At 70.6% G+C, this 23,803-nt stretch carries 22 protein-coding genes and 1 pseudogene; 13 read left to right on the top strand and 10 right to left on the bottom strand.

What is annotated here, in order from left to right:
* Nucleotides 1-2,076 (bottom strand): NAD-dependent DNA ligase LigA, encoded by a 2,076-nt coding sequence (ligA, locus tag MSG_RS07675; protein ID WP_096438484.1) that lies wholly within the window; start codon nucleotides 2,074-2,076, stop codon nucleotides 1-3.
* 34 nt (nucleotides 2,077-2,110) lie between these two features.
* Nucleotides 2,111-3,124 carry a uroporphyrinogen decarboxylase/cobalamine-independent methonine synthase family protein gene (locus MSG_RS07670; RefSeq protein ID WP_096438482.1) on the bottom strand — a complete coding sequence of 338 codons (1,014 nt, stop codon included), beginning with the start codon at nucleotides 3,122-3,124 and terminating at the stop codon, nucleotides 2,111-2,113.
* 107 nt (nucleotides 3,125-3,231) lie between these two features.
* Here MSG_RS07670 and MSG_RS07665 point away from each other — a divergent pair, with 107 nt between their 5' ends.
* The gene (locus MSG_RS07665) at nucleotides 3,232-3,867 is read left to right on the top strand and encodes a sensor domain-containing protein (RefSeq protein ID WP_096444205.1); all 636 of its coding nucleotides are present in this window, start codon (nucleotides 3,232-3,234) and stop codon (nucleotides 3,865-3,867) included.
* Nucleotides 3,868-3,872: 5 nt separating this feature from the next.
* Here the strand turns inward: MSG_RS07665 and MSG_RS07660 are convergent, their stop codons facing one another.
* The 7 genes from MSG_RS07660 to MSG_RS07630 form a co-directional block, all read right to left on the bottom strand.
* Entirely contained in the window at nucleotides 3,873-4,157 is a 285-nt protein-coding gene (locus MSG_RS07660; protein ID WP_096438480.1) for a DUF4190 domain-containing protein, read from the bottom strand.
* A gap of 126 nt (nucleotides 4,158-4,283) precedes the next feature.
* Nucleotides 4,284-5,360 carry a tRNA 2-thiouridine(34) synthase MnmA gene (gene mnmA, locus MSG_RS07655; protein ID WP_096438478.1) on the bottom strand — a complete coding sequence of 359 codons (1,077 nt, stop codon included), beginning with the start codon at nucleotides 5,358-5,360 and terminating at the stop codon, nucleotides 4,284-4,286.
* On the bottom strand, nucleotides 5,357-6,538 hold the full coding sequence (locus MSG_RS07650; protein ID WP_096444203.1) for a cysteine desulfurase family protein: 1,182 nt from the start codon (nucleotides 6,536-6,538) through the stop codon (nucleotides 5,357-5,359). Before MSG_RS07650 ends, mnmA begins: the two co-directional genes overlap by 4 nt.
* Nucleotides 6,539-6,667: 129 nt before the next feature.
* Nucleotides 6,668-7,429 (bottom strand): lysophospholipid acyltransferase family protein, encoded by a 762-nt coding sequence (locus tag MSG_RS07645; protein WP_096444201.1) that lies wholly within the window; start codon nucleotides 7,427-7,429, stop codon nucleotides 6,668-6,670.
* An 86-nt stretch (nucleotides 7,430-7,515) separates the two neighbouring features.
* The gene (locus tag MSG_RS07640; protein WP_096438476.1) at nucleotides 7,516-8,361 is read right to left on the bottom strand and encodes a GNAT family N-acetyltransferase; all 846 of its coding nucleotides are present in this window, start codon (nucleotides 8,359-8,361) and stop codon (nucleotides 7,516-7,518) included.
* A 294-nt stretch (nucleotides 8,362-8,655) separates the two neighbouring features.
* Nucleotides 8,656-9,612, bottom strand: coding sequence for an electron transfer flavoprotein subunit alpha/FixB family protein (locus tag MSG_RS07635; RefSeq protein ID WP_096438474.1), 957 nt, complete (start codon nucleotides 9,610-9,612; stop codon nucleotides 8,656-8,658).
* Between the two features lie 41 nt (nucleotides 9,613-9,653).
* A complete protein-coding gene (locus tag MSG_RS07630) occupies nucleotides 9,654-10,454 on the bottom strand; it encodes an electron transfer flavoprotein subunit beta/FixA family protein (protein ID WP_096438472.1) in 801 nt (266 codons plus the stop codon).
* Between the two features lie 229 nt (nucleotides 10,455-10,683).
* Here MSG_RS07630 and MSG_RS07625 point away from each other — a divergent pair, with 229 nt between their 5' ends.
* Genes MSG_RS07625 through MSG_RS07615 form a run of 3 tightly spaced genes read left to right on the top strand, consistent with a single transcriptional unit; the run spans nucleotide 10,684 to nucleotide 14,332 of the window.
* Nucleotides 10,684-11,514 carry a class I SAM-dependent methyltransferase gene (locus MSG_RS07625; protein ID WP_096438470.1) on the top strand — a complete coding sequence of 277 codons (831 nt, stop codon included), beginning with the start codon at nucleotides 10,684-10,686 and terminating at the stop codon, nucleotides 11,512-11,514.
* A 26-nt stretch (nucleotides 11,515-11,540) separates the two neighbouring features.
* The gene (locus MSG_RS07620) at nucleotides 11,541-13,091 is read left to right on the top strand and encodes a 1,4-alpha-glucan branching protein domain-containing protein (RefSeq protein ID WP_373421141.1); all 1,551 of its coding nucleotides are present in this window, start codon (nucleotides 11,541-11,543) and stop codon (nucleotides 13,089-13,091) included.
* Nucleotides 13,088-14,332: a glycosyltransferase family 4 protein gene (locus MSG_RS07615; protein ID WP_096438466.1), complete on the top strand. Its 1,245-nt coding sequence runs from the start codon at nucleotides 13,088-13,090 to the stop codon at nucleotides 14,330-14,332. The genes MSG_RS07620 and MSG_RS07615 overlap by 4 nt, the downstream gene beginning before the upstream one ends.
* A 33-nt stretch (nucleotides 14,333-14,365) precedes the next feature.
* Here the strand turns inward: MSG_RS07615 and MSG_RS07610 are convergent, their stop codons facing one another.
* On the bottom strand, nucleotides 14,366-14,605 hold the full coding sequence (locus MSG_RS07610; RefSeq protein ID WP_096438464.1) for a hypothetical protein: 240 nt from the start codon (nucleotides 14,603-14,605) through the stop codon (nucleotides 14,366-14,368).
* Nucleotides 14,606-14,672: 67 nt separating this feature from the next.
* Here MSG_RS07610 and MSG_RS07605 point away from each other — a divergent pair, with 67 nt between their 5' ends.
* The 9 genes and pseudogenes from MSG_RS07605 (at nucleotide 14,673) to MSG_RS07565 (ending at nucleotide 23,754) form a co-directional block, all read left to right on the top strand.
* Nucleotides 14,673-16,028, top strand: a complete 1,356-nt coding sequence (locus MSG_RS07605; protein WP_096444200.1) for a TIGR01777 family oxidoreductase — start codon at nucleotides 14,673-14,675, stop codon at nucleotides 16,026-16,028.
* Between the two features lie 492 nt (nucleotides 16,029-16,520).
* Nucleotides 16,521-17,186: pseudogene (locus MSG_RS07600) on the top strand (polyprenyl synthetase family protein); the annotation flags it as partial.
* Nucleotides 17,187-17,245: 59 nt separating this feature from the next.
* Nucleotides 17,246-18,934: a phytoene desaturase family protein gene (crtI, locus tag MSG_RS07595; protein ID WP_331716605.1), complete on the top strand. Its 1,689-nt coding sequence runs from the start codon at nucleotides 17,246-17,248 to the stop codon at nucleotides 18,932-18,934.
* A complete protein-coding gene (locus MSG_RS07590) occupies nucleotides 18,931-19,881 on the top strand; it encodes a phytoene/squalene synthase family protein (protein WP_096438460.1) in 951 nt (316 codons plus the stop codon). The genes crtI and MSG_RS07590 overlap by 4 nt, the downstream gene beginning before the upstream one ends.
* Complete coding sequence (locus tag MSG_RS07585; RefSeq protein ID WP_096438458.1) at nucleotides 19,878-20,201, top strand: lycopene cyclase domain-containing protein; 324 nt, start codon at nucleotides 19,878-19,880, stop codon at nucleotides 20,199-20,201. Before MSG_RS07590 ends, MSG_RS07585 begins: the two co-directional genes overlap by 4 nt.
* On the top strand, nucleotides 20,198-20,509 hold the full coding sequence (locus MSG_RS07580; RefSeq protein ID WP_096438456.1) for a lycopene cyclase domain-containing protein: 312 nt from the start codon (nucleotides 20,198-20,200) through the stop codon (nucleotides 20,507-20,509). Before MSG_RS07585 ends, MSG_RS07580 begins: the two co-directional genes overlap by 4 nt.
* Nucleotides 20,496-21,221 (top strand): class I SAM-dependent methyltransferase, encoded by a 726-nt coding sequence (locus tag MSG_RS07575; RefSeq protein ID WP_096438454.1) that lies wholly within the window; start codon nucleotides 20,496-20,498, stop codon nucleotides 21,219-21,221. The genes MSG_RS07580 and MSG_RS07575 overlap by 14 nt, the downstream gene beginning before the upstream one ends.
* Nucleotides 21,218-22,741 (top strand): FAD-dependent oxidoreductase, encoded by a 1,524-nt coding sequence (locus MSG_RS07570; RefSeq protein ID WP_096438452.1) that lies wholly within the window; start codon nucleotides 21,218-21,220, stop codon nucleotides 22,739-22,741. The genes MSG_RS07575 and MSG_RS07570 overlap by 4 nt, the downstream gene beginning before the upstream one ends.
* Nucleotides 22,738-23,754 (top strand): DUF5914 domain-containing protein, encoded by a 1,017-nt coding sequence (locus MSG_RS07565; RefSeq protein ID WP_096438450.1) that lies wholly within the window; start codon nucleotides 22,738-22,740, stop codon nucleotides 23,752-23,754. The genes MSG_RS07570 and MSG_RS07565 overlap by 4 nt, the downstream gene beginning before the upstream one ends.
* The last annotated feature ends 49 nt before the right edge of the window (nucleotides 23,755-23,803 follow it).

Raw genomic sequence — 23,803 nt, 5'->3', positions numbered from 1 at the left:
TCACTTTTCGGCGGCCGGCCCCTGGGCCAACAGCGTGCGAAAGCCGTCCTCGTCGAGGATCGGCACCCCGAGTTCCACCGCCTTGTCGTACTTCGACCCGGGTGAGTCGCCCGCCACGACGTAGTCGGTCTTCTTCGACACCGAACCGGCGGACCTGCCCCCGCGTACCAGGATCGCCTCCTTGGCCTCGTCGCGGGAGAAACCGGCTAGCGAACCGGTGACGACGATGGTCAGACCCTCGAGGGTGCGCTGCGTGCTGGCGTCGCGTTCGTCGGCCATCCGCACGCCGGCCGCGCGCCACTTCTCGACGATCGCGCGGTGCCAGTCGACGGTGAACCACTCGGTGACCGCGGCGGCGATGGTCGGACCGACGCCCTCGACGGCGGCCAGCTGTTCGGTCGAGGCCGCCTCGATGGCCTTTAGTTCGCCGAATTCGGTGGCCAGCGCGCGGGCGGCCGTCGGGCCGACGTGCCGGATCGACAGCGCCACCAGCACCCGCCACAGCGGCTGCGACTTGGCCTTGTCGAGGTTGGCCAGCAGCCGTCTGCCGTTCGCGGACACCGCACCGCTTTTGGTCGTGAACAACTCGGTGCGCAGCAGGTCGTCCTCGGTCAGCGAGAACAGGTCCCCCTCGTCGGAGATCACCCCGGCCGTCAGCAGCGCGGTCGCGGCCTCATAGCCGAGCGCCTCGATGTCGAACGCGCCGCGACCGGCGACGTGAAACACCCGCTCCCGCAACTGCGCCGGGCAGGACCGGGCATTCGGGCACCGGATGTCGGCATCACCCTCCTTGGCCGGCGCCAGCTCGGTGCCGCACTCGGGACAATGCGTGGGCATCACGAATTCGCGCTCGGTGCCGTCGCGCAGATCGGCGACGGGGCCGAGGACCTCGGGAATGACGTCGCCGGCCTTGCGGAGCACCACGGTGTCGCCGATCAGTACGCCCTTGCGTTTGACCTCTGCGGCGTTGTGCAGGGTGGCCAGAGCGACCGTCGACCCGGAGACGGTGACCGGCTCCATGAACGCGAACGGCGTCACCCGTCCGGTCCGCCCGACGTTGACCCGGATGTCGAGCAGCTTGGTCTGCACCTCCTGCGGCGGATATTTGTAGGCGATTGCCCAGCGCGGCGCTCGAGAGGTCGACCCCAGCCTGCGTTGCAGCGCGAAGTCGTCGACTTTGACTACCACACCGTCGATTTCGTGATCGACGTCGTGGCGGTGCTCTCCCCAGTAGGCGATCCGTTCCAGCGCACCGGCCGCGTTGTCCACCCGGGTGGTGTGTTCGGAGACGGTCAGGCCCCAGGCGCCCAGCGCCAGGTAGGCGTCGTGCAGGCTGGCCGGGCGGAATCCCTCGGTGTGCCCGATTCCATGGCAGATCATCCGCAGCTTGCGGCGTGCGGTCACCGCGGGATCCTTCTGGCGCAGCGAACCGGCGGCACTGTTGCGGGGATTGGCGAACGGCGTCTTGCCGTCCTCGACCAGCGCGGCGTTGAGGGCCTCGAAGTCGGCGACCCGGAAGAAGACCTCACCGCGCACCTCGAGGACGGCGGGGATCGGATAGGCGTCGCTGGGTGTCAGCCGTTCCGGGACGTCGTCGATGGTGCGCGCGTTGTTCGTGACGTCCTCGCCGGTGCGGCCGTCACCCCGGGTGGCCGCCCGGACCAGCCGGCCGTCGCGGTAGACCAGCGCCAGGGCGACCCCGTCGATCTTGAGCTCGCACAGGAAGGGCACGTCGTTGCCGACGTCGGCGTGCACACGCGCGGCCCAGGCGTCGAATTCGTCGGTGCTGAACACGTTGTCCAGCGACAGCATCCGTTCCAGATGCTCGGCCGAGGTGAATTCGGTGGCGAACCCGGCGCCGCCGACGAGCTGCGTCGGCGAATCGGGGGTGCGCAGCTCGGGATGCTCGTCCTCGAGGGCGGCCAACCGCCGCAGCAGCCGGTCGAACTCGGCGTCGGAGATGATCGGCGCGTCACGCACGTAGTAGCGAAACTGATGTTCGCGCACCTCGTCGGCCAGGTGGTGCCATTGCCGGCGAACGTCGGCAGGGACCGGGTCAGCGTCGGGCGAACTCACCCACGCAGGCTATCGAAGGGTGCGGACAGCACCGCTAGATGGCGTCCGGGTCCGAAGCGAACGCTTCGGCCGCCTTGCGGGCCAGCTCGATCGCGGTGCGCGCCCACTGCTGCGTCGCGGTCGCCAGGCCGCACGCCGGGGTGACGCCGATCCGGTCGCGCAGCGCCGAGCGGGCGAAGCCGAGCCGATCGGTCACCGCGACGATCGCCGTGGCCATCTCCTCGGCCGACGGCCACGTGGCCGGGGCGGTCGCGGGGACGACGCCGAGCATGACGGTGCGGCCCGACTCCACGAACGCCGCGATACCATCCAGGTCCGCCGCCTTCAGCGTGGCGACGTCCACCGAAATGGCACGAATAGCGCTGTTCTGCAACAGGTTCCACGGCAGATCGGCCGCGCAACTGTGCACCAGCACCTCGGCGCCGGCGGCCGCGACGCAGGTGTCGACCAGGGACCCGGCCACCGCCTCGTCGAGCGCGGCGACCGGGCTCAACGCCGTCACCCCGCTCAGCTGCCCGCCCAGCGCCGCCGGCAGCGACGGCTCGTCGAGCTGCACGACGACCGGGGTGTCGAGCCGGCGGGCCAGCGCCGCGCGATGGGCCCCCAAGCCTTCGCCCAGCGACGCCGCGAGGTCGCGCAACGCGCCGGGATCGGTGACCGCCCGGTGGCCGTTGCTCAACTCGAGCCCGGCGGCCAGCGTGATCGGCCCGGGCGCCTGCACCTTAACCACCCGTTCGCCCCCGCGCAGGCCGGCCGCCTCCCAGGCCTCTTCCAGCGCGTCCATGTCCTCGTCGAGGAAGCTGATCGCCCGTCGGGTGACGGCGCCGGGGCGGGTGGCGATGCGATAGCCGCGCGGGACCGTGTCGATGGGCACGTCGATCAACAGCGCGCCGGCGCGGCCGAGCAGGTCGGCGCCCACTCCCCTGGCCGGCAGTTCGACGAGGTGGGCGATCGCATCCGCCAATTCGCCGACGACGACCTGCGCGGCCGGCCGCGCCGCGGTGCCCGGCCAGGAGCCGATGCCCGTGGCAGTTGCGAAAGCACTCACCCGGCAACCGTATTCGATGTCCCGCTGCGCGCCCGCCGCCGCCCGCGCCGACGCCGGTCACAGGGTTACTCTGGGAACCCCCGGAAAGGTGCATTTCGGTGCGGCACATCGCCAGATTGACGCGGCCACTGCTGTGGTGCGGTGCGCTGGTGCTGACGGCGGCGTGCACCCGGGTGGTGGACGGCACCGCGGGCCCGGCATCGGGCGGCGGCGCCAGGGAGATCAACGGCGTCAACGTCGACACGATCCTGCTGGACCAGTCCCGGATGCAAGCGATCACGGGCACCGGCGAGCACCTGACGATCATTCCTTCGATGGACGGCAACAGCCCGGTGGACGTCGGCGCCCTGGCCGGCACGACGCCGGCGCCGTGCCGGTTCATCTACGCCGAGACCGCCACCTTCGGACCCGACATCGCCAAGTTCCACAAGACCACGTTCCAGGATCCGCCGGACGGCGCGCTGATCTCGGAGGGCGCCGCAGCCTACCGGGACACGGCCACCGCCCGGCAGGCCTTCCGCGCCCTCGTTGCCACCGTAGGGGCGTGCGCGGCCGGCTCGTCCGGGGAGCTGTTCGTCGGTGACTGGAAGGCCGACGCCAACTCGCTGCACCTGGCGCCGAGCGGCTGCGGGCGCGACTACCGGGTGGTGTCGGTCGCCCTACTAGAGGTCACCTTCTGCGGCTTTCCGCAATCGGTGTCCGACATCGTGATGACGAACATCACCGCCAACATCCCGAACTAGCCCGGTCACCAGTGCGACGTGGTGAGCAGCTCGAAGGTCGCGTGGCCGCAGTGGATCCACATCACAACATGCAGGGCGGTGACGGCCAGCGAGACCACCAGCGCGGCGATCGCCAGTCCGAATCCGTTCTGCTCGCGCCGGCGAACCTGGTACAGCCCGACCAGCGCGAGGGAGGCGCTCAATAGCGGGCTCCCGTACATGCCCATAAGGCTCAGGACGAACGCCGCGATGGCGATGCCGTTGGTCTGAACGGGGGCTATGTCCCGCACTGCGACGTGGTTCGTGGTCATCTCGGTCGGTTCCTCTCCGCTCGTGGCCCTCGTGGCTTTTCGCGTCGAGGCAATAGTCGATGACAGCGCTTGGCGGATCCTCAAAACATTCTTGAAGCCGATGGGCAGGTCGCCGGCCTGCCCAAATCAGCGCGACGTGGCGGCGATGACCGCGCTGCCCAGCACCTCGTCGCCGGCGGCGTCGGGGCGGTAGAGCACCAGCGTCTGGCCGCGGGCCACCCCGCGGATGGGCGCGCGCAGCCGCACCGCGAGCTCGTCGCCGACCAGCTCGGCGACCGCCTCGACGGTCTCCCCGTGCGCGCGCACCTGGACCGTGCACTCCACCGGGCCCGCCGGTGGGATACCCGCGGTGAAGACCGGCTCGCGGCCGGTCAGCGCGTGCACGTCGAGATCGGCAGCCTCGCCCACCCGCACCGTGCCGGTTTCGGCATCGATCGCGGTGACGTAGCGGGGCCGGCCGTCGGGCCCGGGCCCGGCGATGCCCAGCCCCTTGCGCTGGCCGATCGTGAATCCGTGCACCCCGTCGTGGCTGGCCAGCACCGCGCCGTCGGCTCCGACCACGCTGCCACGGCGCACCCCGATGCGCGTCCCCAGGAAAGCTCGGGTGTCCCCGGACGGGATGAAGCAGATGTCGTGGCTGTCGGGCTTCTCGGCGACGGCCAGGCCGCGGGCCGCCGCCTCCGCGCGGATCTGCGACTTGGGGGTGTCGCCGATCGGGAAGGTGGCGTGGCGCAACTGCTGTGCGGACAGCACGGCCAGCACGTAGGACTGGTCCTTGTCGGCATCCACGGCGCGGCGCAGCCGCCCGCCGGCGAGCCGGGCGTAGTGCCCGGTGGCGACGGTGTCGAAGCCCAATGCCAGGGCCCGCGCGGACAGCGCCGAGAACTTGATGCGCTGATTGCACCGCACGCACGGGTTGGGGGTCTCGCCGCGCTCGTAGGACGCGACGAAGTCGTCGATCACGTCTTCGGCGAACTTTTCGGCGAAATCCCAGACGTAGAACGGGATTCCGAGGACGTCGGCGACGCGGCGGGCGTCCGACGCGTCCTCCTTGGAGCAACAACCCCGCGAGCCGGTGCGCAGCGTGCCCGGGGCGGTCGACAGCGCGAGGTGCACGCCGACAACCTCGTGGCCGGCGTCGACCATGCGGGCCGCGGCGACCGACGAGTCGACGCCGCCGCTCATCGCGGCGAGCACCCTCACCCGGACGCTCCCGCGGCGGCCAGGGCGGCACGGCGGGCGCGGGCCACCGCCGCCGGCAGCACCTGCAACGCCGCATCGACGTCGGCGTCGACGCTGGTGTGCCCCAACGACAGACGCAGCGAGCCGCGCGCCGTGGCCGCGTCGGCGCCCATCGCCATCAGCACGTGCGAGGGCTGCGGTACGCCGGCGGTGCACGCCGACCCCGTCGAACACTCGATCCCGTTGGCGTCCAACAACATCAACAGCGCGTCGCCCTCGCAGCCGCGAAAAGTGAAGTGCGCGTTGCCCGGCAGCCGCCGCGGATCGCGTGCGCCGTTGAACACCACGTCGTCGATCTCGGCCAGTACGCCGGCCACCAGCCGGTCGCGCAACGCGCGCAGCCGCGCGCCGTTTGCCGCCAGGCCGTCGACCGCGATGCGGGCCGCCGCCGCCATTCCTACGGCGCCGGCGACGTCGGGCGTGCCGGAGCGGATGTCTCGCTCCTGGCCGCCGCCGTGCAGCAGCGGCACGCAGCTGACATCGCGGCGCACCAACAGGGCCCCGACGGCGGGCGGGCCGCCGAACTTGTGGGCGGCCACGCTCATCGCCGACAGCCCGCTCGCGGTGAAGTCGACGGGCAGCTGCCCCACCGCCTGAACGGCGTCGCTGTGCATGGGCACCCCGAACTCGGCGGCCACGGCGGCCAGTTCGGCGGTCGGCATGACGGTGCCGACCTCGTTGTTGGCCCACATCACCGACACCAGCGCTACGTCGTCGTGGCGCGTGAGCACGTCGCGCAGCGCGGCGGCCGACACCGACCCGTCGGAGCCGGTGGGCAGCCAGGTCACCTGGGCGCCTTCATGCTCGACCAGCCAGTTCACCGAGTCCAGCACCGCGTGGTGCTCCACCTCGCTGGTCACGATGCGCCGATGACGCGGCTCGGCGTCACGCCGGGCCCAGAAGATACCCTTGACGGCCAGGTTGTCGCTCTCGGTGCCGCCCGCGGTGAAGATCACCTCGGACGGCCGCGCGCTCAGCTTCTCCGCGATCAGCTCGCGGGATTCCTCGATCCGCCGCCGTGCCGCGCGACCGCTGGTGTGCAGCGACGAAGCGTTACCGACCGTGCCGAGAACGGCCGTCATCGCCTCGATGGCGGCCGGGTGCATCGGGGTGGTGGCAGCGTGATCCAGGTAGACCATGTCGCCGTTCACGATACCGGGCCAGCTCAGCGACGATGCGGGCCGGAACGGCGTGCGGTGGGGGTACCCCGGCCGCGCAGCGGCGCGGGGCGCTTGGGGCGACTCCGCTGCGCCGGAGCCCCCGGTGGCCTAGGACGCCACCAGCACGTGACGTTGACCTGGGCGCTGGCGCACGCCGACGCCGACCGCCGACTGGCAGCGGCGGGACAGCGCGCGCCGGTCAGTGCCCGGCAGCTGCAGGGATTCCACGTGCACGTGCGCCAGGGTGCGCCGCGAGCAGATCAACCGGGTCATCGCGCTCCACATGGTGTCGTCGCCGACGAAGGCGGGAGCCGTCGAGAGGAGGCCGTCGACGTGGTGATAGGTCAGGCGTAGTGGCTGCACGGGGCGGCCGGCGTCGATCGCGGCCTGGAACATCGCCGGGTAGAACGATCCGCACGCCACCCCGCACCAAGTGGTGCCCTCGGGAAACGCCACCACCGTCTGGCCCGCGCGCAGCCGGTCGGCGACGGTGGCCACGACCCCGGGCAGCTGGCGCAGGCTCGACCGCTCGATCGGGATGATGTGGAGCAGGCGCGCCATCCGCGCGCCGAACAAGTCGGCCCGGGCGACGAACGCCGCCGGCACGACCGACCCGATGGCGAACACGTCGAGCCAGGACATGTGGGGGCTCACCACCAGGACCCCGCGCAGGTTGCGGATCGGGGCGCCCGACACGCTGATCCGGGCGCCGAAACAGCGCAGCACCGCGCGGCAGTAGAGCTGCCGCAGCCGCATCTGGCCGGGCATCGGCAGCAGTATCAGCGGCACGCCGGGCACCAATAAAAGCGCCAACATGACACGAAGCGTGACCCGCAGCACCACCCGCCACCGCGCCGAGGCGGGGCCCATCCCCACGCAGCTGCTGTCGCATGTCGCCCGCGGCAGCCACGCGTGCCCGGGGGCGGTGGTGACCGCGGGGGCGTGCGCCGGCTTGGTCACTGGCCCGCGCCCGCCATCTCCGTCGCCGCGGATACCGACCGCAGACGTCTCAGATATCGGGTATCGGCATGCTTCTTGTCCAGCAGTACGCAGAAGTCGCCGACACCGAAATCCGGGTCATGCGCCGGTTCGCCGCACACCTTCGCGCCCAGCCGCAGGTAACCGCGCATCAGCGCCGGGACTGCGGGCCGCGCCGGCGGGGCAATCTCATCGATCGTCGTGCCGTTCACCACGACCGGCCGGTAGGGGGTCACCCGGTACTCCGGCGGCGCCGCGTGCCGGCTGACGATGAAGTCCCGAACACCCCGCAGCTGGCTGCCGGGAGCGTGGCCGTCGGTCTCGTCGCCGATCGGGACCGAGACGCACCCCGTCACGTGTTCGTAGCCGTAGCGGTCCAGGTAAGCCAGGATGCCCGCCCACATCAGCAGCACCACGCCGCCGTTGCGGTGGCCGTCGCGCACCACGGCGCGGCCCATCTCCACCAACGACGGCCGCAGCGCGTCGAATGCGCCCAGGTCGAACTCCGTCTCGGTGTACAGTCCGCCGGCCGCGATCGCGCCCGCGGGCGCCAGCATCCGGTAGCAGCCGACCAGCTCGCCGGTGTCGTCGTCGCGGACCAGCAAATGGTCACAGAACTCGTCGAACCGATCCACATCACGTTGGCCCGCCCCCGCCGGCAAGGCGAAACCCGGTGTGCTGGTGAACACGTCGTAACGCAGCCGCTGCGCCGCCTCGACCAGGCTGGTGTCGGTGGACAGCAACAGCGAATAGCGTGGCCCGGATGAGCTGGTCGCGACCCCCGCCGCCCCGTCGCTCGGTATCAAGACAGAAGCTATGCCCATGGCAACAACGTCTCGTAGTCGATGAGCTAAACGGCATCAAAGCTGTGACGTGTCGGTGCACGCGAGATGACGAACTGACGTGAAAAGGGCCGCTACCGGCGCAACTGCGACGTACGTCACAGCCTCGGCTCGAGCGGGCGGGCAACCGCGCAGTCGCGTTGCAACGCATCGACCAGCTGGCGACGCGCGACAATCGTTAGACCGCTTTCGAATTCGAAAACACCGGCGATCGACGCTGACAGCAACAGCCCCCGACGCGACGTGCGCGCGGGGGCTGTTGCGTTGCCTTGACGATCAGCCCTTGCGGGCCTTGACCGCGTCGGTCAGCTGCGGGGCGACCTTGAACAGGTCGCCCACCACGCCGTAGTCGGCGATCTCGAAGATCGGCGCCTCTTCGTCCTTGTTGACCGCAACGATCGTCTTGGACGTCTGCATGCCGGCGCGGTGCTGGATGGCGCCCGAGATGCCCAGCGCGATGTAGAGCTGCGGCGACACCGTCTTACCGGTCTGGCCCACCTGGAACTGGCCGGGGTAGTAGCCGGAGTCGACGGCGGCACGTGAAGCGCCGACGGCCGCACCCAGCGAGTCGGCCAGCTTCTCGACCACGTCGAAGTTCTCCGCGCTGCCGACGCCGCGGCCGCCGGAGACCACGATGGTGGCCTCGGTCAGCTCCGGGCGGTCACCGGCGACGGCGGGCTCCCGGGACGTGATCCTGGTGGCGTTGTCGGCTGGGGCCGGGACCTCAACCTTGACCTCTTCGCCGGCGCCGGCCTGCGGCTCCGCCTCGACGGCACCGGCGCGGACGGTGATGATCGGGGTGTCGCCGTTGGCCTGCGCCTCGACGGTGAACGCGCCGCCGAAGATCGAGTAGATCGCCTTGTTGCCTTCCTTGACCTCGACCACGTCGACCAGCAGGCCGGACCCGAGCCGGGCCGCGAGCCGGCCGGCGATCTCCTTGCCGTCGGCGTTGGCGGCGAGCAGAACCGCTGCCGCCGAAGCGGATTCGACCAGCGACGCCAGCACGTCGACGACCGGGGTGATCAGGTACTTGTCCACGTCGTCGGACTCGGCGACGTAGATCTTTGCCGCGCCGGCCTCCTTGAGGCCGTCGACCAACGGCGCGGCGGTGCCCGGGGCGCCGACGACGACGGCGGACGGCTCGCCCAGCGCGCGGGCGGCCGTGATCAATTCGGCGGTGACTTTCTTGACCGCACCTTCGGCGTGCTCTACGAGCACCAGAACTTCAGCCATGGGTTATCTCGCTCTTCTCGTGTCTTGGGTGGGTGCTCGTCTTAGATGATCTTCTGGCCGACCAGGTACTTGGCGATCTGGTTGCCGCCATCGCCCTCGTCGGTGACCTTCTCACCCGCGGTCTTGGGGGGCTTCGGCGTCGACGAAAGCACGGTCGACCCGGCGTTGGCCAGGCCGACCTCGTCGCTCTCGACGCCGATTTCGGCCAGCGTCAGCACCGTGACCTCTTTCTTCTTGGCGGCCATGATGCCCTTGAACGACGGGAAGCGCGGTTCGTTGATCTTCTCGGTGACGCTGACCACCGCGGGCAGCGTGGCCTCCAGCGTGAAGACACCGTCGTCGGTCTCCCGCTCACCCGTGACCTTGCCGTCCTCGATGGACAGCTTGCGCAGGTGGGTCAGCTGCGGCAGGCCCAGGTACTCGGCGATCACGGCCGGCACCGCGCCGCCCGTGCCGTCGGTGGCCTCGTTACCGGCGATGACCAGCTCGGTGCCCTCGATCGTGCCCAGCGCACGCGCCAGGGCCCACCCGGTCTGGATGACGTCCGATCCGTGCAGGCCGTCGTCCTTGAGGTGCACGGCCTTGTCGGCGCCCATGGACAGCGCCTTGCGGATCGCCTCGGTGGCGCGCTCGGGTCCGGCGGTCAGCACCGTCACGGTGCCCTCCGCGCCGCTCCCCGCCTCTTTCTCGCGGATCTGCAGGGCCTCCTCGACGGCGCGCTCGTTGATCTCGTCCAGCACGGCGTCGGCGGCCTCACGATCCAGCGTAAAGTCGCCGTCGCTCAGCTTGCGCTCCGACCAGGTGTCAGGGACCTGCTTGATCAGGACCACGATGTTCGTCATGAGTGTGGTTCGTCCTCCTTGAAGGAGTCCCGCAGCAGTCAGCAACGAGACTTTCAGTACGTGTTTCGCAACGCACACCGGTGTTACTACTGGGTAACTTTGTGCGACTTGCTCTCACACCATAGCGGGTCGTAGTGCAGGTATTTGCGGCGTGTCTCTCCCCTTGCGAGCGGGGGCTACCCGCTGTGCGGTTCGCGAATCGGACACTTCGCGTTAGCCTCCCTATGCAATGAGCGCATTCGTCCCCGACGCCTCCCAACACCCGCCTACCGGCTCGTCGCCGGAGGTCTTGCCTGCTAACCCAGCGGTGTTGACGCTGACCGGCGAGCGCACCATTCCCGATCTGGACATCGAGAACTACTGGTTTCGCCGCCACCAGGTGGTGTATCAGCGGCTGGCTAAGCACTGTGTGGGCCGTGACGTGCTCGAGGCCGGATGTGGCGAAGGTTACGGCGCGGACCTGATCGCCGAGGTGGCGCGCCGGGTGGTGGCCGTGGACTACGACGCGGCCGCGGTGGCCCACGTCCAAGCCCGCTATCCGCGGGTCGAGGTCATGCGGGCCAACCTGGCCGAGCTGCCGCTGCCCGACGCGTCGGTGGACGTCGTGGTGAACTTCCAGGTCATCGAACACCTATGGGACCAGGGGCAATTCGTGGCCGAGTGCGCCCGGGTGCTGCGGCCGTCGGGCCTGCTGATGGTGTCCACGCCCAACCGCATCACCTTCTCCCCCGGCCGCGACACCCCGATCAACCCGTTCCACACCCGCGAACTCAATGCCGGCGAGCTGACCGAACTGCTGGTCGACGCGGGCCTGGGCGACGTGTCGGTCAGCGGCCTGTTCCACGGGCCGCGCCTGCTCGAGATGGACGCCCGCCACGGCGGCTCCATCATCGACGCGCAGATCGCGCTGGCGGTGGCCGGCGACGAGGGAGTGCCGTGGCCGGAGCGGCTGGCCGCCGACGTCGCCGCGGTCACCACCGACGACTTCGAGCTGGTCGACGCGCGCGACCGCGACATCGACGCCAGCCTGGACCTGGTCGCCATCGCGGTGCGCCCGTGACCAGCGCTGCAAGCCGCGTCCCCGGGATGTTCACCCTGGTGCTGCACACCCACCTGCCGTGGCTGGCCCATCACGGCCGGTGGCCGGTGGGCGAGGAATGGCTCTACCAGTCCTGGGCGGCGGCCTATCTCCCCCTGCTGCGGGTGCTCCGCGAGCTGGCCGGCGAGGATCGCCACCGGCTGCTGACCCTGGGCGTCACCCCGGTGGTCAACGCGCAGCTCGACGATCCGTACTGCCTCGACGGAATGCATCACTGGCTGGCCAACTGGCGATTGCGCGCGGCCGAAGCCACCAGCGTGCGCACCGCCCCCGAATCGAAGTCCGCGGGCTACCTGTCTTGCACGCCGGAAGCGTTGCGCGCGTTGGGCATTCGCGAATGCGTGGAGGCCGACGCCGCCTTGGACGACTTCGCCACCCTGTGGCGGCACGGCGGCAGCCCGCTGCTGCGCGGACTGATCGACGCCGGCACCGTCGAGTTGCTGGGCGGCCCGCTGGCCCACCCCTTCCAGCCGTTGCTGAACCCGCGGCTGCGCGAGTTCGCGCTGCGCGAGGGCCTGGCCGACGCCCAGGCGCGGCTGGCGGAGCGCCCCACCGGCATCTGGGCGCCGGAGTGCGCCTACGCACCGGGCATGGAAGACGACTACGCCGCCGCCGGCGTCACCCACTTCATGGTCGACGGCCCGTCCCTGCATGGCGACACCGCGCTGGGGCGGCCGGTCGGCGACACCGACGTGGTGGCCTTCGGCCGCGACCTGCAGGTCAGCTACCGGGTGTGGTCGCCGAAGTCCGGCTACCCCGGCCACGCGGCCTACCGTGACTTTCACACCTACGACCACCTGACCGGGCTCAAGCCGGCCCGGGTCACCGGCCGCAGCGTGGGATCCGACGCCAAGGCGCCGTACGACCTGTCCCGCGCCGACCGCGCGGTCGACCTCCACGTCGCCGACTTCGTCGACGTGGTCCGCAACAGGCTGCTCAGCGAATCCGAGCGCATCGGGCGCCCGGCCCACGTGGTGGCCGCCTTCGACACCGAGCTGTTCGGGCACTGGTGGTACGAGGGGCCGACCTGGCTGGCGCGGGTGTTGCGGGCCTTGCCGGCCGCCGGGGTGCGGGTGGGCACCCTGACCGACGCCCTGGCCGACGGCTTCGTCGGCGACCCGGTCGCGTTGCCGCCGAGCTCCTGGGGTTCGGGCAAGGACTGGCAGGTATGGGCCGGCGACAAGGTGGCCGACCTGGTCCGGCTGAACAGCGAGGTGGTCGACACCGCGCTAAGCACGGTAGACAAGGCGCTGGCCTTGCAAGGTGGGGCGGACGGGCCGGCGGCCCGGGATCGCGTCGCCGACCAGATCCTGCGCGAGACCCTGCTCACTGTGTCCAGCGACTGGCCGTTCATGGTCAGCAAGGACTCGGCCGCCGACTACGCCCGGTACCGCGCCCACCTGCACGCCCACGCCACCCGCGAGATCGCCGGGGCGCTGGCCTCGGGCCGGCGCGACACCGCGCAGCGCCTAGCCGACGGATGGAACCGCGCCGACGGGCTGTTCGGTGCCCTGGATGCCCGGAGGCTGCCCCGATGAGGGTCCTGATGGTGTCGTGGGAGTACCCGCCGGTGGTGATCGGCGGCCTCGGCCGGCACGTGCATCACCTGTCGACCGCGCTGGGCGACGCCGGTCACGACGTCGTAGTGTTGTCCCGGCGCCCGACGGGCACCGATCCGAGCACCCACCCGTCCTCCGACGAGATGAGCGAAGGGGTGAGGGTGATCGCGGCGGCGCAGGACCCCCACGAATTCGGCTTCGGCACCGACATGATGGCTTGGACGTTGGCGATGGGTCATTCGATGATCCGCGCCGGGCTGAGCGTGAAGAAGCCGGGCAGCGGGCGGCCGTGGCGTCCCGATGTGGTGCACGCGCACGACTGGCTGGTCGCCCATCCCGCCATCGGGCTTGCCCAATTCTATGACGTACCAATCGTTTCCACGATCCACGCCACCGAAGCCGGGCGACATTCAGGCTGGGTCACCGGCGCGATCAGCCGTCAGGTGCACGCGGTCGAGTCGTGGCTGGTCCGCGAATCCGATTCGCTGATCACCTGTTCGGCGTCGATGGGCGACGAGATCACCGAGCTGTTCGGCCCGGGCCTGGCCGGAATCTCGGTGATCCGCAACGGAATCGACGCCGCGCGCTGGCCGTTCGCGGTGCGCCGGCCGCGCACCGGCCCCGCGGAGCTGCTGTACGTGGGCCGGCTGGAATACGAGAAGGGCGTGCACGACGCGATCGCCGCGCTACCGAGGATCCGTCGCACCCACCCGGGCACCACCCTGACCATCGCCGGCACCGGAACCCAGCAGGACTGGCTCGTCGAACAAGCCCGTAAACACAAGGTGCTCAAGGCAACTCGGTTCGCCGGGCACTGTGGCCACGACGAGCTGCTGGCGCTGCTGCACCGCGCCGACGCCGCGGTGCTGCCCAGCCACTACGAACCCTTCGGCTTGGCCGCGCTGGAGGCCGCCGCGGCAGGCACGCCTCTGGTGACGTCCAACATCGGCGGCCTGGGCGAGGCGGTGCTCAACGGGAAGACCGGCGTGTCGTGCGCGCCACGGGACGTGGCCGGGCTGGCCGCCGCGGTGCGCAGCGTGCTCGACGATCCCGATGCGGCTCAGCAGCGCGCCAACGCCGCCCGCGAACGGCTCACGTCGGATTTCGACTGGAAGACGGTGGCCAAGGAAACCGCGCAGGTATATCTGGCCGCCAAGCGCGGTGAACGCCAGCCGCAACCGCGGATGCCCATCGTCGAGCACGCACTGCCCGGCCGCTAGCGGGTGTGCGCTTCCGCCCGCGGCGGGGCGGCCTCAGCGATGTCGCGGCGCCCAGACGGTGGCACCCAGCCGCACCAGGCTCGCGGCGATCGCGTGACCGATCCCCCGATGCGGGGCTGTGATTAGGCCGGATCGCTCGCGCCGCGCCGGCCGGGCCCGATGATCCGGCGAGGCCGCCTGCCGCAGCCGATAGCCTTCATTGCTGAAGCCGGGCACGACCGCGCGGTCCAGGGCACTGTCCACCAGCCAGCGCATTTCGTCCACGACGTCCATGGCCGCACCCCCGTTCCCCGAAACTGGTCTGCTCAGCATGAACCATCCCGGCGGTAACGTCGAGACCATGGGGCTGACGTATTCCAGCGTGGTCGATTCGCCGTGCGCGGAAGTCTTCGCCTGGCATGCCCGACCCGGGGCGTTCAGCCGGCTCTCGCCGCCGTGGTCACCGCTACGGCTGGTGACCGAGGCGGACTCGCTGCGCGACGGTCGCGCCGAACTGGCGCTGCCCGGCGGGCTGCGCTGGGTGGCCGTTCACCAGGCCGATTCCTACGATCCACCCCACCGCTTCGTCGACAGCATCGGCAGCGACGGGCTGGCCTCGCTGCCGGCCCGGCTCGCGGTGCGCTGGCGCCACACCCATGACTTCGACGACCTCGGCGACAACCGGACCCGCGTCACCGATCGCGTCGACACGCCGGTGCCCGGCGCCGCGCTGCGGCCGATGTTCGTCTACCGGCACCGCCAAGTGGCCGACGACCTTGCCGCTCACCGGCTGGCGGCCGAGCATGGCCTCGCGCCGCGGACGGTGGCCGTCACCGGCTCGTCGGGTCTGGTCGGCGCCGCGCTGACCGCGTTTCTGAGCACCGGCGGCCATCGCGTCATCAGGCTGGTGCGCGGGCCAGCACGAGGCGCCGACGAGCGGCAGTGGAATCCCGACGCCCCCGACCCCGCGCTGCTGGCCGGGGTGGACGCGGTGATTCACCTGGCCGGCGCCTCGATCGCCGGTCGGTTCACCGATTCGCACCGAAGCGCTATCCGCGACAGCCGGATCGGCCCCACCCGCCGGCTCGCGGAGCTCATCGCGCGCACCGAAGCCAGGCCGTCGGTGCTGATCTCGGCCTCCGCGATCGGTTACTACGGTTATGACCGCGGTGACCAAATCCTGAACGAGGACAGCGAGCGCGGCGACGGGTTCCTGGCCGACGTCGTCGCGGACTGGGAGGAATCGACCGCACCGGCCGCGGGGGCCGGCGTGCGAGTGGTGCGGGTGCGGACCGGCATCGTCCAATCCCCCCGTGGCGGCACGCTGAAACTGATGCGCCCGCTGTTCAGCGCGGGGCTTGGCGGCCGGTTGGGCAGTGGCGACCAGTGGCTGTCCTGGATCGGGATCGACGACCTGCTCGACGTCTATCACCGCGCGCTGTGGGATGGCGCGCTGTCCGGGCCGGTGAATGCCGTTGCGCCGCAGCCGGTCCGCAACACTGACTACACCCGCACCCTGGCGCACGTGCTGCGCCGGCCCGCCGTGTTACCCGTGCCGTCGCTGGGGCCCGCGCTGCTGCTCGGCGAGCAGGGCGCGCGTGAGCTGGCGTGCGCCAGTCAGCGCGTGGCTCCCGACAAGCTGAACCGGGCCGGCCACCGGTTTCGCCAACCCGAGCTCGAGCAGGCCCTGCGCCACCTGCTTGGTCGCTTTCGCTGAGGCTGAGCCATCGCGCCGTCAGCCCTCGCTCCCCTTACCGACGCTGAGAAACGCCTGCACCGCGGGTCAACACCCGCGACTGGCGTACCCCTAGGTCATTCAGTAAGTTAATGTTTAAATTACTGAACCGAGAGCGTTTTATTCGAGGGCTCCGCACCATCCTGCTGCGCCGGCGCCCAGTATTTGTTTTCTCGTCTAAGGGGTAGCGTGAATCCAAGCCGTTCGAGCCAGCGGCTGACCGACATTGGCAGGGGGCCCTCGGTGGGAGCTGTGCGAGCATTCCCCGGGATACATCTCGCCGGCGCGGCCGGGCCGCCCGCCGTGGGCCAATTCGACACCTGGAAAGCAGCTTTACGTCAAGAGGTACTCGTGCGGGTCGGGGCTTTCGTCCAGGCACGGTGTGCCGACGAGCTGGGCGCCTGCGGTGTCGACGTGGCGGGCAGCATCCTGACCCAGTTCGTCGGCGGCGGCAAGTGCCTGCGGTCGACGTTCATGTACCTGGGGTGGCTGTGCGGCGCGCCGGGCAGCGACGCGGCCCTCACGGCAAGCGCAGGCCTGGAGCTGCTCCACGCGTTCGCCCTCCTGCAGGACGACGTGATGGACGCCTCCGGATCCCGCCGCGGCCGCCCGGCCGCACACCTGCAATTCGCCGAGTGGCATCGCCGCCGCGGCCTCTGCGGATCCTCCCGCCGGTTCGGCGAATCGGCCGCGGTCCTGCTCGGCGATCTGTGTCTGATCTGGGCCGAGCAGATGCTGCGCGACAGCGGCCTGACCCGCCGCCAGCTGGCCGGCGCATGGCCACGCTACGACGCCATGCGCACCGAGCTCGCGGTGGGCCAATTCGCCGACCTCGCAACCGATCTACGCGATCTGCCGCCGCTGCAGGACGTGCTGGAAGTCGCCCGGCTGAAATCGGGAAACTACACCGTGCGCCGGCCGCTGGAGATCGGTGCGGCCATGGCCGGCTGCGGCGACGACGTACTGGCCGGCCTCGGTGACTACGGCTCGGCCATCGGCGAGGCGTTCCAGCTGCGCGACGACATCCTGGGCATCTTCGGAACTCCCGCGCAGACCGGCAAGCCGAACAGCGGCGACCTGATCGAGCGCAAGGCGACCAGCGTCGTGGTCGCCGCCCATCAGCTGGCCGACCCGGCCACGCGTCGGCAACTGCAGCAGCTGATGACCGGCCAGGCGACCGACGAGGCCACGCTGCAGCATTGGCGGACCTTGATCGTCGGCACCGGAGCGGTGCAGCTGATCGAAGACCTCATCGCCGACCGCGTCGCGGATGCGCGAAAGGCGCTGGACCGCAGCATGTTCGCGCACCCGCTCACCGCCGCGCTCGTCGATATGGCCGGCCTGTGCACCCAGCGGGCGGCATGAGCGCGCGCACCGTGCGGGGCCGCACCGATCGCGTCGTCGTGGTCGGCGCGGGGTTCGCGGGGCTGTCCGCGGCGCTGCAACTGGCCGGCCGGGGCCGCGAGGTCACGGTGGTCGAGCAAAATCCGTGGCCCGGCGGCAGGGCGGGACGGCTCGACATCGACGGCTACCGGATCGACACCGGGCCCACGGTGCTGACGATGCCCAACATCATCGATGAGGCCTTCGCCGCCGTCGGCGAAACCTCCTCGCAGCGGCTGGAACTGCTGCCGGTGGACCCGGCCTACCGGGCGAAGTTCGCCGATGGCAGCTCCCTCGACGTGCACACCGACGCCGACCGGATGGCCGCCGCCGTGCGCGAGTTCGCCGGAGCCCGGCAGGAGGCCGGCTACCTGCGGCTGCGGGATTGGCTGAACCGGTTGTACCGCACCGAATTCGACGGTTTCATCGCCGCGAACTTCGACTCCCCGCTGTCGCTGCTCAACGGCCGGCTGGCCAGGCTGGCGGCCCTGGGCGGATTCCGCCGCTGGGACACGATGGTCAGGCGCCACATCACCGACGACCGGTTGCGGCGGGTGTTCACCTTCCAGTCGCTCTACGCGGGCGTGGCCCCGCAGCAGGCATTGGCGGTGTACGCGGTGATCGCCTACATGGACACCGTGTCGGGCGTGTTCTTCCCCCGCGGCGGCGTTCGCGCGCTGCCGGATGCGCTGGCCGCGGCCGCCGCGGACGCAGGCGTGCGGTTCCGCTACTCCGCGGCGGTCACCGCGCTGGATCGCGACGGCGCGCGCATCACCGCGGTGCGTACCGACCGCGACGAGCGCATCGCCTGCGATGCGGTGGTGTTGACGACCGAGCTGCCGCAGACCTACCGGCTGCTGGGCCGCCGGCCACGGCGGCCGGTTCCGTTGCGCGCGGCACCCTCAGCGGTGGTCCTGCACGTCGGCGCGGCGCCCGTCGGACCGCAAAACGCGCACCACACCATCCTTTTCGGCGACGAGTGGGACCGGACCTTCACCGACATCATCCGCGACGGCCGGCTGATGTCCGACCCGTCGCTGCTGGTGACCCGCCCGACGGCGGGCGACCCCAGCCTGGCGCCCGCCGGGCGCGACCTGCTCTACGTGCTCGCGCCCGCGCCCAACCTGACCCGCCGCGACATCGACTGGCCGCGGATCGGCGACGGCTACGCCCAATCCCTGCTCCAGATCGTCCAGGAGCGGTTGATTCCCCGGCTGCGCGACGGCGCCCAGCTGCTGCACGTGGACACTCCCGCCGACTGGGCCCGCCAGGGCATGGCGGGCGGCACGCCGTTTGCGCTCGCGCACACGTTCGCCCAGACCGGGCCGTTCCGCCCGGCCAACACCGTGCGCGGCATCGACAATGCGGTGCTGGCCGGCTCGTCCACGCTGCCAGGCGTGGGTGTGCCCACCACGCTGATCTCCGGCCGGTTGGCCGCCGACCGGATCGCCGGCAGCGACACCCGGTCAGCCAATGTCATCGACCTGAAAGCCCGCTCGCGATGATCCGCACCGAATTGGCTGCCGCCGGCATCGCCGGACAACCCCTGCGCGAAGCCTATCGGCGCTGCCGGCAGATCGCGGCCGAACACGGCCGCACCTACTTCCTGGCCACCCGACTGCTCGCCCCGGACCAGCGCCCCGCGGTGCACGCGCTGTACGGCTTCGCCCGTCATGCCGACGACATCCTCGACGAGCTCGACCCGACCCTCGACGTCACCGCGCGGGCCGACCGCCTCCAGCAGTTGTCCGACCGCTTCTTCACCGGCGGTGACGACCGCGACGAGCCCGTTCTCACCGCGGTGCACGACACCGCGCGCCGCTATGCGATCCCGACGACGCTGTTCGTGGAATTCCTGGCCTCCATGCGGATGGATCTGACCGTTACGGACTATCCGGATCGGGCCGCACTCAACCGGTACATGCGCGGCTCCGCGGAAGTCATTGGGCTGCAGGTGCTCCCGATTCTGGGCACCATGACCGACGCCGACGAGGCCGCGCCGTACGCCGCGGCGCTGGGGCGGGCGTTTCAGCTCACCAACTTCCTGCGCGACGTCGCCGAGGATCTGACCCGCAACCGCATCTATCTGCCGGCCGACGAGCTCGCGGCCTACGGTGTCGACCGGGAGCTGATGACGTGGTGCCAGCTGCACCGCCGCACCGACCAGCGGGTGCGGGACGCGCTCGCGGCCCAGCACGACATCACCAGGGACATCTACCGGTTCGCCGCCGGCGGAATCCCGTTGCTGGCGCCCCGATCCCGCCCGTGCGTGGCGACCGCGCTGACGCTGTACTCGGAGATCCTGGACCGCATCGAGGACAGCGATTTCGCGGTGTTCGCGCACCGCGCAACCGTCGGCACCACGCGAAGACTCCAGGTCGCCGGCGGCGCGCTGCTGCGCTCCTGGTGGGCGCGAAGGGGATCCGAGCAAGGACGGGCCGGTGCGGCGTGAGCGACCGGTGGCAGTACCTCATCGTGCTGGGCTTGTGCCTGGCGATCACCGCTCCGCTGGAGATGTTCGCTCCCGGCGTCTACCGCCAACCCCGGCGCCTGATTCGCGCGATCACGCCCGTCGCCGTGGCGTTTCTGGCCTGGGACGCGGTCGCCATCGCGGCCGGCGTGTGGACATACAACGGCGACTACATCAGCGGCCTGCGTCTGCCCTTCCGGGTGCCGCTCGAGGAGGTGCTGTTCTTCGTCGTGATTCCGTTGTGCGCCTTGCTGACCTACAACGCGGTCAGCGCCATCCTGGACCGGGGCCGGCGGCGATGAACGGGCTCGGCTACACCCTGCCGGCCGTGGTGGCCGCGGCCGCGGTGTTCGTGCTCGAATTCGGGCTGCTGCGCACCGGGCTGTTCCGGCGGCCGGCCTACTGGCTGTCGATGGTGATCGTGCTCGGCTTCCAGATACCGGTCGACGGCTGGCTGACCAAACTCAGCGCACCGATCGTGATCTACAACGAAAGTCAAACCAGCGGCGTGCGATTCCCGTTCGACATCCCCGTCGAGGACTTCTTGTTCGGCTTCGCCTTGGTCACCGCCGTGCTGCTGCTGTGGGAGCGGCAACGTGCGAGTCGATAAGGCGGGCCTGCCCCGCGCCGAGGTGCCCGGCGCCTTCGACGCCGGCGCGACGGCATACGACCGGCTGGTCGGCGCCAACCCGCAGTACCACGCGAACCTCGCGCTGTCGGCGCGGCGCATGCGCCTGCCCGCGCAGGGCAAGGGTCTGCGGCTGCTCGACGCGGGCTGCGGCACCGGGGCGTCGACGGCCGCGCTGTTGGCCACCGCCCCGCACGCCGAGATCGTCGCCGTCGACGCTTCGCGCGGCATGCTCGATGCCGCACAGGCGAAGTCGTGGCCGTCGTCGGTCCGCTTCGTGCACGCCCGCGTGGAGGAGCTGGCGGTCCACGGGGTCGCCGGGCCGTTCGACGCCGTCCTCTGTGCCTATCTACTGCGCAACGTGGCGGACCCGGATCGCCAGCTGCGCGCCTTTCGCGACCTGCTGCGCCCCGGCGGCACCCTGGCGGTGCACGAGTACTCGGTACGCGATTCGCGTGCGGCGACGCTGGTTTGGCACGCGGTGTGCTGGGGCATCATCATCCCCGCCGGCTGGTGGCGTACCCGCGACACCACGTTGTATCGGCATCTGTGGCGCAGCGTTCTCACCTTCGACGGGGCGGCGGATTTCCGGCGCCGCATCGGCGAAGCCGGATTCACCGCGGTGCGCAGCGAGACCATGCCGGGGTGGGAACGCAACGTCGTCCATCTCTTCCTGGCGAAGGCACCGCGATGATCGACCGCCGCCGCCACATTCACGCCGCAGCGCCAGGCTTGCCCGGCGCCGGCGCGCTGTCGTCGCGGCCCCGCGTCGTCGTCGTCGGTGGCGGTATCGCCGGCCTGGCCGCGGCGACCGGTCTCGCCGAACGGGGCATCTCTGTCGACCTTGTGGACAAAGAGAATTACCTGGGCGGCCGCGTGGGCGGCTGGACAGAATCCCACGACGGCGCGCAGCTGGCGATGAATCGTGGTTTTCACGCGTTCTTTCGCCAGTATTACAACCTGCGAGGCCTGCTGCGGCGGGTCGATCCGCAGCTGTCGATGCTCAGCCCCGTCGCGGACTATCCGCTGATCGACGGCGCGGGCCGGCTGGACACCTTCCGCGGCTTACCCCGGACGCCGCCGTTGAACGCGCTGACTTTTGCGCTGCGCAGCCCGACATTTCGGCTCCGCGACCTCGCGCGCATCGACGCCCGGGCCGCCGCCCCGCTGGCGGCGGTGTCGGTGCCCGGCATTTACGACCGGCTCGACCACCTCGATGCCGAAACCTTCTTGAAGAGCATGAATTTCCCCGAATCGGCCCGTCACCTCGCGTTCGAAGTGTTCTCACGCAGCTTCTTCGCCGAGCCGTCGCAGCTGTCGGCCGCCGAGTTGGCGACCATGTTTCACATCTATTTTCTCGGCTCCAGCGAAGGCCTGATCTTCGACGTGGCCAACGCGAATTTCGATGCTGCCCTGTGGAATCCGCTGCAGGAATACCTACACGACCGGGGTGTTCGGGTGCACCTCGGTGCCCAGGTGCGGCGCATCGACCCGGGTTCCACGACAACCTTCGGCGTCCACCTCGATTCGAGTGAGCATTTGGACGCCGACGCCGTGGTGTTGGCGTTGGACGTGGGCGGCCTGCAGCAGTTGGTCGCCGCCTCGCCCGGTCTGGGCGACGACGAGTGGCGCCTGCGCATCGATCGATTGCGCACCGCGCCGCCGTTCGTGGTGCACCGGCTGTGGCTGGACCGTCCGGTCGACCCGAGCAGGCCGGCGTTCCTGGGAACCGCGGACCACCAGCCGCTCGACAACATCAGCGTGCTGGAACGCTACGAACGCGACGCCCAGGCGTGGGCACGCCAACGCCAGGGTTCGGTCATCGAATTACACTCCTACGCAATGGATTCCGAATACGACGCGGATGCCGCCGTCGCGCGACTGCACAAGCTCTACCCCGAGACCGCCGCCGCGGGCGTGGCCCACCAGCAGGTGCTGCGCCGCGGCGACTGCCCGCTGTTCGCGCCCGGCACGTATTCGCGGCGCCCGACCGTCGCCACGCCGCATCCCGGTCTGGTGCTGGCCGGCGACGGGATTCGCATCGATCTCCCGGTGGCGCTGATGGAACGCGCCGCCACCACCGGCCTTGCTGCCGCCAACCGGCTGCTGACGTCCTGGGGCGTGGCCGGCCATCAGCTGTGCACCGTTCCCGTTCGCGGGCGCTCCACCCTGCTGCGGTCGATGGCCGAACGCCAAGGGCGGCAACGGCGATGAGCATCTCCGACCGGTTGCGCCTGTGCTGGCCGAAGGACGCCCCCATCGGGATTATCCCGCAAATGCCGTGGGTCGCGCAGCGCCCGACCTACTTCGACGCCCAGCCCGGCATCATCGAAGCCGCCCTGGATCGGGCCCGGCAACGGCCGACCGGGAACTGGTACGCGTTCGCCGCAAGCCGCGACGTACGCGCGGGCCGCGCCTTCGGCACCCGCGTCGCGGGTGCCGAGCTGGTCGCGTGGCGCGACGGGCACCGGCGTCTGCGCGTCGGCCCCGCGCGCTGCCCGCATCTGGGTGCCCACCTGGGCACCGGAGTGGTCAGCGGTGGCGTGCTGTATTGCCGTTGGCACGGGCTCGCGTTCGACGGTGAGACGTGCGACATGCGGTGGAAGGCGTTCCCCAGCCACGACGACGGCGTGCTGGCCTGGGTGCGGCTGGACGCAGTGGGCGGCGAACACCCGACCGACGAGCCGGTGTTGCCGTCCCGCCCCGCCGGCCAGACGCTGGTGGCCGTCTCGCGACTCACCGGTACCTGTGAACCGTCCGACATCATCGCCAACCGGCTCGACCCCTGGCACGGCGCCTGGTTTCACCCGCACTCGTTCACCCGGCTCGACGTGCTGACCACCCCGACCGTCGACGACGACCGCTTTCTCGTCTCGGTGACCTTCCGGATGGGCCGCTTCGGCGTTCCCGTGATCGCCGAATTCACCACGCCGGAGGCGCGCACCGTCGTGATGCGCATCGTCGAGGGCGAGGGCACCGGCAGCGTCGTCGAAACACATGCTACGCCAATCGGTCTCGGCCCGGACGGTCGTCCGCGCGTCGCCGTCATCGAAGCCACTATCGCGTCATCGACGCGGCCGGGATTCCGAAACGCGCGCCGCGCAGGCTCGTTGATCACCCCGCTGATGCGCTACGCCGCGACCCGGCTGTGGCGCGACGACCTGGCCTACGCCGAACGGCGATACCGAATCCGGGCGGGGGACCCATCGAAGGGACAAGACAGTTGACCGACAAGAAGTTCCGCAAGGCCGACAAGGTCGAATGGCAGAGCCGCGG

Source organism: Mycobacterium shigaense (assembly GCF_002356315.1).
GTDB lineage: Bacteria > Actinomycetota > Actinomycetes > Mycobacteriales > Mycobacteriaceae > Mycobacterium > Mycobacterium shigaense.
Note: the sequence above shows the minus strand (reverse complement) of the source record. Positions and strands in the feature narration are given on the sequence as shown.